This is a genomic window from Marinomonas sp. BSi20584 (assembly GCF_002792415.1).
Lineage (GTDB): Bacteria > Pseudomonadota > Gammaproteobacteria > Pseudomonadales > Marinomonadaceae > Marinomonas > Marinomonas polaris.
The window spans coordinates 152,910-164,544 of the sequence record NZ_KZ454873.1 but is presented as its reverse complement, the minus strand read 5'-3'; the positions used below and the strand labels follow the sequence as shown (position 1 = coordinate 164,544).

Sequence of the window (11,635 nt, the reverse complement as noted above, 5' to 3'; positions counted from 1 at the left end):
CTGAGTGAATTACCCTGATGGTGCTGGGCCCAAGGGTTACTTGGGCGTGCAGATTTCCAATCGAACTTTGTGCTCTTTCATTAGTTTGATGATGGCCTTTGGTGGCTGCTCATCTGTAAAGAGTCGGTCTACTTGGGTGATGTTGCCTAAACGAACAACGGCATTGCGACCAAATTTAGCGCTGTCAGCAGCGAGAAAAACAGTACGTGAGTTATTGATGATACTTTGCGCTACTCGAACTTCTTGGTAGTCGTAATCCAATAGTGAGCCATCGTTAGGGTCAATACCACTAATACCTATGATGCCAAAGTCAACACGGAATTGATTGATGAAGTCGATAGTGGCTTCACCCATAACGCCGCCGTCCCGTGAGCGAACGGTACCGCCTGCAATAATCACTGTAAAGTCTTCTTTTCCGCTTAAAATCGCAGCAACGTTGAGATTGTTAGTAATAACTTGCAAACCTTGGTGATTCAATAGTTCACGTGCAACGGTTTCGGTTGTAGTGCCAATATTAATAAACAAAGAGGCATTATTTGGAATTTCGGCGGCGATTCGTTTGGCAATTTGCTCTTTCGCAGGTAGTTGCAAAATTTGTCGAGTCGCATAAGCCACGTTGGTAGTACTAGAATCGTAACTCGCACCACCATGATGTCTGCGTATTTGATCTGCCTTTGCCAACTCATTAATATCACGGCGAATGGTCTGCGGTGTGACAGCAAACTGGCTGGCCAATTCATCGATTGTCACATATCCCTTTTCTTTCACTATGGCGACAATATTGTCTTGGCGAGAGAGTTGGCCCATCTTGTTTTCTTCTCCTGATAAAAGACATTACTTGTTAAACGAAGCTTGCTAAACGAGTGCGCATTGGTTTTTAATAGGGAATATTCGTATTTGAATATTCATGTTCAAAAAACAAAACAACAATTGAGTCGCTTACTTTTTTGAGTGACTGTGATTTCAAAGAGAATTCACCATGACACATTATATTCTGGCTATTGATCAAGGCACCACCAGTTCTCGGGCTATTTTATTTGATGAAAAAGGCTCTCGTGTTGGCCAATCTCAGCAAGAATTCCCACAAATTTTCCCCGATGATGGTTGGGTTGAGCATGATCCCGAAGATATTTGGTCATCTACTTTAGCTGTGTGTCGTTCTGTTCTCAAGGATACAGGGATCGACGCACAAGCGATAGCAACTATAGGTATCACCAATCAGCGCGAAACCACCATTTTATGGGACATCGACACTGGAAAGCCTGTTTATAATGCAATTGTTTGGCAAGATCGACGTACCAGTGGATTTTGTCAGTCTTTGAGTGATCAAGGATTAGGTGAAAAAGTACAAGAAAAAACCGGGCTGTTAATCGATCCATATTTTTCTGCAACTAAGATTCGTTGGATCTTAGATAATGTTGATGGTGCACGCGAAAAAGCTCAGTCAGGTCGTTTGGCTTTTGGTACGGTTGACAGCTTTTTATTATGGCGACTGACAAATGGCAAGTCCCATAAAACCGATGCAACAAATGCCGCTCGTACTATGGCGTTTAACATACATACGCAGGAATGGGATGATGAACTGATCGAGCTATTAGGAATTGGTGATGTATTGTTTCCTGAAGTGATGGATTGTAGTGCTGATTTTGGTCTCATTGATGCTGCATGGTTAGGTGCTGAAATTCCAGTCAATGGTATCGCAGGTGATCAACAAGCCGCTTTAATTGGGCAAGCTTGCTTTACGCCCGGTATGGTGAAGAGTACTTACGGTACTGGTTGTTTCATGATTTTGAATACCGGTGATAAAGCGATTCGATCTGAACATAAGTTGCTCACTACCGTAGGTTATCGCCTAAATGGCAAAGTCACTTATGCATTAGAGGGTAGTATTTTTGTGGCTGGCGCCGCGATTCAATGGTTACGAGATGGCTTGAAGCTATTTGCTGATGCCAAAGAAACGCAAAGTTTGGCGAAGCAGGCTTTGAATGATGATTCGGTGTATCTCGTCCCCGCTTTTACAGGGCTAGGCGCTCCTTATTGGGATCCTGATGCCCGTGGTGCCATGATCGGGTTAACTCGAGATACGAGCGTTGCTGATATCGTTAGTGCTGGTTTGCGTTCTGTGTGTTACCAGACAAAAGACTTAGTTGGTGCCATGGCGCAAGATGGCGCAACATTCAGCTCTTTACGTGTCGATGGTGGAATGGTTATAAATGATGTGATGGTGCAGTTCTTAAGTGATTTGTTAGAAATCACGGTAGAGCGTCCTTGTGTGACTGAAACCACTGCATTGGGCGCTGCATTTTTAGCGGGTTTGCAGGTTGGCCTTTACCAGTCTTTGGATGAGATTGAAGTCTTGTGGAAAGCAGATAAATGTTTTGAGCCCACAATGGCAAAAGGCACAGGCGATAAATTGTATCAAGGTTGGCAAAAAGCAGTGGATCGTGTGCGTACACGAGACTAATTTTTACGATTTGATACATGCTTTGTCTTGTGTGATAAGGCAAATATGGCTAACTTTAACAATGGATGTTTATTCACAAAGGGTTTAGAGAATGTCGAAACAGTTTGCCGAAGTACAGCAAGATGATTTTATGAAGTTTGGTGGTGAGCGTCCAAGCTATTTAGAAATCGAAGATGCATTGATGTCGCTAGGCGGACATGGTGTTGGTGGTAATAACTTCAAGAATGAAATGGTGAAATTAGCAGGTTGGACTGGTGGCGCATTGACTACTTATGCTCAGCGTGCAGCTGTTGCTCAGGCCGCTTTTAATCGTATCCGTGAAGTTTTGCCAAAGGCAACTACCGCTGATGAATTGAGAGCCATTCTTAAAAGTTTGAAATAAGTAGTTATTTCAAACTCAAGGTTTAAAAAATAAAAAGGGGAATGGCATGATAGGTCTTTCCCCTTTTTTATATCTGTCTTTTGGCTGGTTTTATTCTGCGTCAGCGATGGCTTTCATGCCGTATTCTTCGTCTAGAATACGCCCGATAACATTGTTACCGGCAAGGTGATGTGCATATTGCATGTGTAAGCATCGTACTTGATCCCAATTCGCAATGCCGCCAATTCCAAGCTTATCAAACAAAGGCTTGAAGCCTTTTTTTTCAATAATGGCTTTGTGCTCAGCGCTCATTACTTCCCAACGCCTTGCGATGTAATCGCGGTGAGAAGCATGATGTGCTTCTCGCAATGTTTCGTCGTCTTTGATGCGCTGCTCAAGCTCTTTTACAACACCATGACTTTCTATTTTTGCCAAAGCTTTGTCGATGGCTTTGCTAGAAAGCCAATATAGAGTTGGGAATGGCTGCTCGAAAACCCAAGTCTCCATCTCTAATACTTGAGGTATGCCGCTAGGCGAATAATGAGCAATGGCACTAATGCCGCTTGGAGTGCGTCCGAGTTGTGCTGTGATGATATCAATATCACGCTGAGAAAGTGTTGTTGTCATAATGTCTTATTGAATAGTGTCTTCTAAAAGAGAAGAATTAAATTGTGAACGCAGGGAAACTGGCGGCGAATTTTTGTATCCATTCAGCGGCGGCTTCATTGTAGTTGAGTCGTCGGCCTTCGATTTTTGCTTGGCGTCGGTAATGTTCTATCTGAGAGAGCTGCTCGATCATGCGAACACAGTAACACTCTTCTTTGGTAGGGAACTCAATGGCGATGTGGTAGCCATCCGTTTCTTTAGTGCACCAAGCTATACGGCCAGACACGCAAAAGTTTGGGTCAATCTCTTCCAATGTAATTCTTACCGAGCGTCCATTGTCAAAAGGACGAAGGGTGACATATGTGATACCGACAAACCCAGCTCTATCTTCAGTAATTTGAGGAAAGGGCTGATCTTCTATTAGCGTAATGTCTAACGGAAGGTCTCTCGGATGTGCAACAAATTCCATCGCAACAAGCCAGCTACTATTTCAGATATTCATGTTATCGGCCAAGAAGGCAGAGTGTTTAAAAAAGAATGCGAATTGTACGCTTTTTGCCCTGTCTGTACAGACGAATTTTAGGATGTCTGAGGCTAAAATCATAACTTCTACTTATATGTGAAAATACTCAATGTGGTGCTTTGTATTTTGAACTGCTCAGATAGCTGTATTAGCCTAGCTTAGGGGATCTGAAGCTGGCAAAGCTTACCGAGTTCTTTTAGTGCAGCGTCGGTTTTATTATCCCAATTTAGTGCGTAGTTTAATCGAAAATGATGGTTGAATTGCGCTGTTAAACTGAATGCTAACCCTGGCAGCAAGCCAATGCCAATTTCTAAGGCTTGGGAATGAAGTGTCATTGCGTTTACCGTGTCTGGTAAAGTGACCCATAATAAAAAACCACCTTTTGGGGTAGAGGTTTGAGTACCTGCTGGAAAGTGATCCTGAATGAGCGCCTGACAGCGAGCTAAGTTGTCTTGATAAGATTGTCGGGTTTTTCGTAAATGACGATCATACGCGCCGTTTTCTAGAAAATTGGCGATAGCTGTTTGCGTTAATGTGGGAATCGCAAGGGATTGAACATAAGCGTAATGTTCAATCTGAGTTTGAAAAGGGCCGCCAACAATCCAACCAATGCGAAACCCTGGCGCGATACTTTTAGAAAAAGAGCTGCAGTAAATAACGGTATTTTGTTTGTCGTCAGCTTTTAAAGATCGCTCGCGTTTGTCTTTATAACTCAACTCTCCGTATACATCGTCTTCAATCAGAGTGAAGCCGTGTTGAACAGATTGATTGAGGATGCGTTGTCTTGCCAAGTGATTGAGCGTGGCGCCAATCGGATTTTGGTTGTTTGGTGTCACCACGCATGCCTTGATATCCCATTCTTTTGCCGCATTTTCCAGAATATCTAAGTCGATCCCTGTTTCCGCTGAACAAGGGATTTCAACCGCCTTTAGGTTCAACACTTCAATGATTTGTAATACTCCATGATAAGCCGGGCTTTCGATAGCAACGGTATCGCCCGCTTTTGCGACAGCTTGTAATGAGAGCATCAAGGCGTTTTGGCAGCCCAATGTAATAGTAATGTCATCGGGTTGCAGCTGGCATCCGCTGTCTAGCATGCGGATGGCTATCTGACGGCGTAAGCTGAGTGATCCTGGGGTGAATTCATAAGCTGCACATATTTCTGGTTCTAAGCGCATCAGGCGCCCTACAGAGCGCTGTAGCTGTCGTATCGGTAGGAACTGGCTTTTAGGAATAGCTGCACCAAATTGCATGATATTGCCGTCTTGAGAGGCATGAAGTAAGCGCCGTAGTAAAGCATGTATGGTGCCATCATTCTTAGTAGGTTCAATTTTTGCAGGTTCTGTTGGCTGGAGCTGAGTTTCTTGAACGAAATAGCCTTTTTGAGGGCGTGCTTTTATGACGCCTCTGTCTTCTAGCAAACTGTAGGCTTGCAGCACAGTCGCAACACTGACTTCCATTTGTTTGCTGGATTTACGAACCGATGGGATCTTTGCGCCTGGTAAGAAAATACCTTCATGAACTTGGTGTTCAATTTGGTTAGCAATTTTTTCGTATAAGGGGCAATCCATAAAGCGCAGGTCGAATTCAAAATGAGAGATGTTTAATCTACCAGATTGGTGGATTGAAAGAAATCTATGCCGATTTTACGGCGCAAAGGTCTGTGTGTTAAGTGGTATTTTTTGACGCTCTGGGATAGGCGCTCATTGTAAATAAAGTGTTATGGTGTTCTTGTATACTTGGTCAGGTTTATATCAGCTTAAATGTTTAGCTGCCGGGTAAGAAAACTAAAAATTTAGAGCAGATTTTAATTTAGAGGTCGATTATGTCGTTATCCGTTATTCAAAGGATTTTATTTGGCTTTAGTATTTTACTGCTACTTTTGCTGATGATTGCCGCATCTGGATTTGTAGGCATCAACAAAATAGAAGATAGATTAAACGTTGTTACAGGGAAAGTGGCCAATATCTCATCTACCAGTAATGCGCTAAAAGAAGATGTCAGCTTGGCTAATGCGGCTGTTTTACAATATTTACTTAGTAAAACTCCCGATTCATTGGAAGATTTATCCGCACGTTTTCTGAAATATAAACAGGAGTTTAGCGATGTTTCAGAACAATTGTCTGCTCAACTTCAAGGTTTGCCAGAGATGAGTCAGGCGCTTGAAAGCATTAACGCTGAAGTGGAGCGTTTTTATGGTTATACCGATGTCGCTTTTTCTAATCATAAGAGGATGTTAGGGCTTCAGGCTGTGGTGCCAGATGAAAAACTTGATCTTAAAGATGCAATTGCTTTTGCTACAGAAGATTTAGGTATGTTGGTAACAGATGGCGATACATCCGAAATCCAATTTGCGGCTTCTTACATGCATAGCCAAATAGAAAGTCTTCAAGTATCGGTTAATGATTACTTTGATGTGCGTAGTCTGGATAAAATGCAGGAATTACGTGATGCCATGGCATCTATTATTTCTAGCCTGAAAGACAAACAATCCTATTTGAACGATGACAACATCAATGGTCTGGTGAGCGAAATAGAAACCAGTGTGATGTCTGGCGATGGTGTTGTGGCGAAATTTTACGAGAATGCTCGTCTAGTGCAAGAGTCAGAAGTGCTGGCGAAACAGCTGTCAGACAGCATGGAAGTGGTTAATACGTCCGTGCAGCAGCTATTATCTAAGGCCGCTTCGATGGGGTTAAACGCTAAAACAGAAGCCACAGATGCTGCGAAATTATCAACGCTTATTATTGAGGTTGTATTGGTTGTTTCTATAGTAATTGCAGTGCTGGTGGCATTATGGGTAAGTCGAAGCATTCGCCTTCCGTTGAAAGAAGTGATGACTGTACTGGGCAAAATTTCGGATGGTGACTTCACTCAACGCAGTAAAGTAAAAACCAAGGACGAGTTTGGTGAGTTATCTGCTTGGGTAAATGGGCTGGTGGCGAAGTTACAGGAGGTCATGTCTGAGATTGATCAGGCGTCTAATGAAGTTGCTGAGTCGGCTGGCAGCAATGTTCGCTTAGCTGGTGATTCTAAACGCTTGATGAGCGCACAGAATGAAAGAACCTCTGAGGTTGCTTCGTCTATGTCGGAAATGGTGTCTACGGTCGATCAGGTGGCAAAAAGCTCAGAAGTTATTTTGCATCAGATCCAATCGGTTGATCAAAGAGCTCATCAAAATCGCGAACAAATGGATACCAATATTCATAAAATCGAACATCTTCTCGAGCAAATAGAAGAATCGACGACAGTTGTGAATGAACTTGATGAGCACTCGAAGAGCATAGATCGTATTTTAGAGGTGATTCAAAGTATTGCGGAGCAGACGAACTTATTGGCGTTAAACGCTGCGATTGAAGCAGCGCGTGCTGGTGAGCAAGGTCGAGGTTTTGCTGTAGTGGCAGATGAAGTTCGTATTTTAGCTACTCGAACTCATAGCTCCACTGAAGAGATTCAGCATGTTATCGCGCAATTACAGCAAGGTGTGACAAAAACCGTTGGCAGCATGGAAGAGAGCCGAAAAAGTGCTACTTCTAGTGTTGAGGAAGCGCGCACAGTTGGATTGTCACTAATTGAATTGCAAGGCAGTATGGCTGAAATTCGGGACTTAAGTATTCAAATTGCCACCGCCGCTGAAGAGCAATCTGCTGTAGCGCAAGAAATTAAGCAAAATGTATTAGAAATATCTGAGATGTCTGAACAGGCGGCATTGGGTTCAGATCAGAGTGAGAAAGACAGTGAAGGATTGTCTAAACTGGCGTCTCATCAGAAGTATCTACTTAGTCAATTTAAGATTGTTTGATGGTTTTTCTAAGATAGGTTGCGTTAATATTGGGGCAACTTAATTCTCTGGAGATAAAGTTCATGTCGATTCTTATGGGTGATATGTTGCCTCATGGTACGTTTCAGGTAATGGGAGAAGAAGGTCCTGAGACAGTAGATGTCACAGAATTCTTCTCAGGCAAAACTGTATTGATGTTTGCCGTACCGGGTGCTTTCACTCCAACCTGTAGTGCTAGTCACTTACCTGGTTTTGTAGTGCACTTTGATGCTTTAAAAGAAAAAGGAATAGACGACATAGTGTGTCTTTCTGTGAATGACGTTTTTGTTATGAATGCTTGGGGTAAAGCGAATAACGCTGAAAATCTGATAATGGCAGCAGATGGCTTGGCTGAGTTCACTTGCTCTATGGGATTAGAACTGGATATTTCAGCTGCTAAAATGGGCATTCGTAGCCGTCGATACGCCATGTTAGTGACCAACGGCATTGTTCAGCAGTTATGGTTGGATGAGCCAGGCGAATACAAAGTCAGTTCTGCGGAATATGTTTTGTCTCAGTTATAAGCTTTTTGTTTAGCTTTTTTAGTCAGGCAAAAAAACGACGCACATGGCGTCGTTTTTTATGTCTCATATTAATGCTTCGTTCATTACTGGCTAATAGCCAAATAAGGTTGGTAAGAAGGTTACTGTACTTGGCACAAAGGTAATCAAGATCAAGACGGCCAATTCTACTAAGAAAAGTGGCATGATTTGCCTAGATATAGCCGCAATACCTACGTTCGCAATCGAGTTAGAAACGAATAGACAAATCCCCATCGGTGGTGTGACAAGGCCGATCATCAGGTTGAAAATCACCACAATACCGAAGTGTACTGGATCGATACCAAGGCTCATCGCGATAGGATGCAGAATCGGTAGCAATATCAGCATCGCTGCGATCCCTTCTAGGAATAGACCAACAACCAGCAAAATCATGTTGACTAGGATTAGGAACATCCAAGGGCTAGATACTTGCTCTAGCACCATTTGGCTGACAGTTTGCGGCACTCTTGAGAAAGTTAGTAACCAGTTCGCAGCAGCAACGACGCCAATCACGATTAGGATTACAGATGAGTCGCGCATTGCTCGAATAAAGATGCGTGGCAAACTCGATATTTTCAAGCTTTTCAGAATGAATACACCTGCTAACAGAGCATAAGCGGCGGCAAAGGCAGCTGCTTCCGTTGGTGTAACAATACCAGTCAGGATTGAGCCCACAATGAATATCGGCATGAACAGCGGAATCCACGCATCAACAAAAGCCTTCCAACGCTCTTTCATGGACAGTTTCGCTTTTAACGGTGCGTAATGACCTGCAAAAAAGTAAACATAGATCGACAAGCCAATAGCTAGAAATAGTCCAGGTGTTACGCCCGCAAGGAATAGCGCTGGTACAGAAACACCGGTAGTAATCAACGCATAAATAATCACTGGAATACTTGGCGGAATCATCGGTCCGATAACAGACGATGCGGCGGTTAGTGCCGCAGCAAAAGCCCGTGGGTAACCTTCTTTTTCCATTGTCGGAATAAATACGCGTCCAAGTGCCGAGGTATCGGCAACAGCGGAACCTGACAGTCCGGCAAAAATAACCGACGCCCAGATGTTTACATGGGCAAGGCCAGCTTTCATATGACCAACTAACGCATTAGCAAAGTTGATAATTCTGCTTGTGATACCACTCTCATTCATCAGCTCACCAGCTAGAACAAAAAGCGGAATTGCCAAAATAGAGAATGAATCTAGGCCGCTAAAAATACGTTGAGCGACGAGACTTACATTGAAAGGTAATGTGTAAACATGACCAACTACGCCTAATAAAATGGCGAATGCAATAGGGCTGCCAATAACCAAAAGAACAATAAGAATCCCAAGACCTAGCATAATTACTGTCCTTTCTCTAACGTTGTAGATTGAAAATAGTCGATGAGTCGTATAAGTGCTGCGATCACAAGACACGCACCACCTATGACCATAGCCACTTGAAAATAATACATTTGAATGCCTGTGCCGGGGGCCTGTATTGCTCCTCGCTTCATCATGAAAATGTAACCGGAATAGGTCAGCACACAGCCGCTTACTAGCGCAATAACGTCAGATATAAAATGCAGAGCATGGCGAATCTTAGCGGAGACCATATCTTCTAAAAAAGTAAAACGAATATGAATGCCCTCTAAATAACACAATGCCATACCAAACATGGTGCCGTAGATCATGGCGTATTTTGCGACTTCCTCGCTCCATTGGATCGGTGAGTTAAATAAGTAACGGCTCAAGCTACTTACTAAAACAACGCCAAAGATAACGAATAGGGAGGTGCCGGTTAAAATCGAGAGAGTATTTTTATAGAGGCGCTTCATGTTGAGCTTTCCGGGTTGTGACAAAGGAAAAGCAACCGAAAGCCATTAAAGAAGGCTCTCGGTTGCCTGATTTCAAGTGCTGAGTTTATTTCGAGTTGCTAACGACTTTTACAGACATTTGAGCGCGTTCGATCCACTCTGGCTGTACTTCACCTTTTAACCAGTTGATAACAGCTGGTTGCGCGATATCACGGAACTTAGCCATTTGTGCTGGTGTTGGAGTGGTGATTTGCATGCCATTAGCTGCAAGAGATTTTAAGCCTTTTGCAGAGTTAAATTGCTGCACTGCACGACCTACAGTTCCTGCAACTTTTGCTGCACGGTCAATAATTGCGCGATCTTCATCGCTCAATGATTGATAAAGGTCTTCGTTGATTAGTAAGAAATCTGTGCCGTAAACATGGCCGTCTAGTGTTAGATATTTTTGGAACTCATAGAATTTGTTCGCTTCGATAACACTGACAGGGTTTTCTTGTCCATCAACAACACCAGTTGTTAATGCAGATGGTACTTCAGGCCACGCAATTGGCGTAGGCTCTGCGCCCATTGCTTTTACCATTTCAACATATAGTGGCAGGGTTTGAACGCGGATTTTTAAACCGTTTAAATCTTTTGGTTCTGCAACAGGGCGTTTTGAGTTAGTGAAGTTACGGAAGCCTGTTTCGCCATAGGCAAGAGTGCGTAGTCCGCTTTCTTTCAAGCAATGTTCAGACAGTGCTTTACCGAATTCGCCATCTAATACTTCCCAAGCAACAGGAGCTGATGGGAATAGGTAAGGAATTTCTAGAACCGATGCTTCTTTACAAACTTTAGCAAAGGCGCCAGACACCATCGTCATGCTCAGTGTGCCTTCTTGAGTAGACTGAACAAGGTCTGTTTCGCCGCCAAGCTGTCCAGAAGGGTAAACATTGACCTCAATACGACCGCCAGACTCAGCTTCCACTAAGTTTTTGAAAACTTCTGTCGCGGCACCTTTTTTAGAGGTTGTCCAATCTTGGGGATCTACGTGACCAATAGTAAGAGTGAGATCGGCTGCGCTAACGCTGCTTACAGCACCAGCAGCAATTAAGCCAAGTGTAATTTTTTTTGTTAGGTTCATTTTTACGTCTCCAAGCACGGGATCTTATGTGTCCCGGTTGTTTTATTTTTGTATTTTCTATCCTACTTTGCAGTAAGACAGGCTGTCCTGTATTCGAAACTAGCATTTTTGAGCCTCTAAATAATATAGGATCATTTTAAAAATACCCTATATTTTTTCTTAGAGGCTCACAATGACACGAATGTGAACGATTTCTACATCTGGTCTTTGTGTTCCACTCAATATCTATTTTTTGATCTGCTTTGCTAAGCAACACGACCAAAATGTCGTAAATTTTGTATTTTTAGAAATGAATTTTTAATGTCTCTTATATATCGAAAAAGGAATACAAAAACACCATCATGTTCGTTTTTTTTGAAAAAAACCATATATATCATAGTGATAGTGTTATTTTAAAGGAACC

11 protein-coding genes are annotated in these 11,635 nt (G+C 42.9%); 4 read left to right on the top strand and 7 right to left on the bottom strand.

Annotation, left to right across the window (positions count from 1 at the left end; genetic code table 11):
* Window positions 1-36: 36 nt before the first annotated feature.
* Complete coding sequence (locus TY87_RS06740; RefSeq protein WP_012071616.1) at window positions 37-807, bottom strand: DeoR/GlpR family transcriptional regulator; 771 nt, start codon at window positions 805-807, stop codon at window positions 37-39.
* Between the two features lie 172 nt (window positions 808-979).
* On the opposite strand from TY87_RS06740, the gene glpK reads away from it, so the two are divergent.
* Together glpK and TY87_RS06730 are read left to right on the top strand one after the other, a co-directional pair.
* Complete coding sequence (gene glpK / locus TY87_RS06735) at window positions 980-2,464, top strand: glycerol kinase GlpK (RefSeq protein WP_100186490.1); 1,485 nt, start codon at window positions 980-982, stop codon at window positions 2,462-2,464.
* 91 nt (window positions 2,465-2,555) lie between these two features.
* The gene (locus TY87_RS06730) at window positions 2,556-2,846 is read left to right on the top strand and encodes a hypothetical protein (protein ID WP_072840185.1); all 291 of its coding nucleotides are present in this window, start codon (window positions 2,556-2,558) and stop codon (window positions 2,844-2,846) included.
* Window positions 2,847-2,936: 90 nt separating this feature from the next.
* Here TY87_RS06730 and TY87_RS06725 read toward each other — a convergent pair whose 3' ends face one another.
* The 3 genes from TY87_RS06725 to TY87_RS06715 all read right to left on the bottom strand — a co-directional run bounded on the left by TY87_RS06725 (window position 2,937) and on the right by TY87_RS06715 (window position 5,525).
* Window positions 2,937-3,452, bottom strand: a complete 516-nt coding sequence (locus TY87_RS06725; RefSeq protein ID WP_100186489.1) for a DUF501 domain-containing protein — start codon at window positions 3,450-3,452, stop codon at window positions 2,937-2,939.
* Between the two features lie 37 nt (window positions 3,453-3,489).
* Window positions 3,490-3,900 (bottom strand): energy transducer TonB, encoded by a 411-nt coding sequence (locus TY87_RS06720; RefSeq protein ID WP_072840183.1) that lies wholly within the window; start codon window positions 3,898-3,900, stop codon window positions 3,490-3,492.
* A gap of 212 nt (window positions 3,901-4,112) precedes the next feature.
* Complete coding sequence (locus tag TY87_RS06715) at window positions 4,113-5,525, bottom strand: aminotransferase-like domain-containing protein (protein WP_100186488.1); 1,413 nt, start codon at window positions 5,523-5,525, stop codon at window positions 4,113-4,115.
* Window positions 5,526-5,779: 254 nt separating this feature from the next.
* On the opposite strand from TY87_RS06715, the gene TY87_RS06710 reads away from it, so the two are divergent.
* Both TY87_RS06710 and TY87_RS06705 read left to right on the top strand, forming a co-directional pair.
* Complete coding sequence (locus TY87_RS06710; protein WP_100186487.1) at window positions 5,780-7,756, top strand: methyl-accepting chemotaxis protein; 1,977 nt, start codon at window positions 5,780-5,782, stop codon at window positions 7,754-7,756.
* A gap of 62 nt (window positions 7,757-7,818) precedes the next feature.
* Window positions 7,819-8,298, top strand: a complete 480-nt coding sequence (locus TY87_RS06705; protein ID WP_072840180.1) for a peroxiredoxin — start codon at window positions 7,819-7,821, stop codon at window positions 8,296-8,298.
* A 90-nt stretch (window positions 8,299-8,388) separates the two neighbouring features.
* Here TY87_RS06705 and TY87_RS06700 read toward each other — a convergent pair whose 3' ends face one another.
* The 3 genes from TY87_RS06700 to TY87_RS06690 all read right to left on the bottom strand — a co-directional run bounded on the left by TY87_RS06700 (window position 8,389) and on the right by TY87_RS06690 (window position 11,232).
* A complete protein-coding gene (locus TY87_RS06700; RefSeq protein ID WP_100186486.1) occupies window positions 8,389-9,657 on the bottom strand; it encodes a TRAP transporter large permease in 1,269 nt (422 codons plus the stop codon).
* 2 nt (window positions 9,658-9,659) lie between these two features.
* On the bottom strand, window positions 9,660-10,133 hold the full coding sequence (locus TY87_RS06695; protein WP_072840178.1) for a TRAP transporter small permease: 474 nt from the start codon (window positions 10,131-10,133) through the stop codon (window positions 9,660-9,662).
* Window positions 10,134-10,218: 85 nt separating this feature from the next.
* Window positions 10,219-11,232, bottom strand: coding sequence for a DctP family TRAP transporter solute-binding subunit (locus tag TY87_RS06690; RefSeq protein WP_072840177.1), 1,014 nt, complete (start codon window positions 11,230-11,232; stop codon window positions 10,219-10,221).
* Window positions 11,233-11,635 lie beyond the last annotated feature (403 nt).

Excerpts from the sequence above, each read along its gene's own strand:
- glpK (WP_100186490.1), top strand. The coding sequence starts at position 980 with ATGACACATTATATTCTGGCTATTGATCAAGGCACCACCAGTTCTCGG.
- TY87_RS06710 (WP_100186487.1), top strand. The coding sequence starts at position 5,780 with ATGTCGTTATCCGTTATTCAAAGGATTTTATTTGGCTTTAGTATTTTA.
- TY87_RS06690 (WP_072840177.1), bottom strand. The coding sequence starts at position 11,232 with ATGAACCTAACAAAAAAAATTACACTTGGCTTAATTGCTGCTGGTGCT.
- TY87_RS06725 (WP_100186489.1), bottom strand. The coding sequence starts at position 3,452 with ATGACAACAACACTTTCTCAGCGTGATATTGATATCATCACAGCACAA.
- TY87_RS06695 (WP_072840178.1), bottom strand. The coding sequence starts at position 10,133 with ATGAAGCGCCTCTATAAAAATACTCTCTCGATTTTAACCGGCACCTCC.
- TY87_RS06700 (WP_100186486.1), bottom strand. The coding sequence starts at position 9,657 with ATGCTAGGTCTTGGGATTCTTATTGTTCTTTTGGTTATTGGCAGCCCT.
- TY87_RS06715 (WP_100186488.1), bottom strand. The coding sequence starts at position 5,525 with ATGGATTGCCCCTTATACGAAAAAATTGCTAACCAAATTGAACACCAA.
- TY87_RS06720 (WP_072840183.1), bottom strand. The coding sequence starts at position 3,900 with ATGGAATTTGTTGCACATCCGAGAGACCTTCCGTTAGACATTACGCTA.
- TY87_RS06705 (WP_072840180.1), top strand. The coding sequence starts at position 7,819 with ATGTCGATTCTTATGGGTGATATGTTGCCTCATGGTACGTTTCAGGTA.
- TY87_RS06730 (WP_072840185.1), top strand. The coding sequence starts at position 2,556 with ATGTCGAAACAGTTTGCCGAAGTACAGCAAGATGATTTTATGAAGTTT.
- TY87_RS06740 (WP_012071616.1), bottom strand. The coding sequence starts at position 807 with ATGGGCCAACTCTCTCGCCAAGACAATATTGTCGCCATAGTGAAAGAA.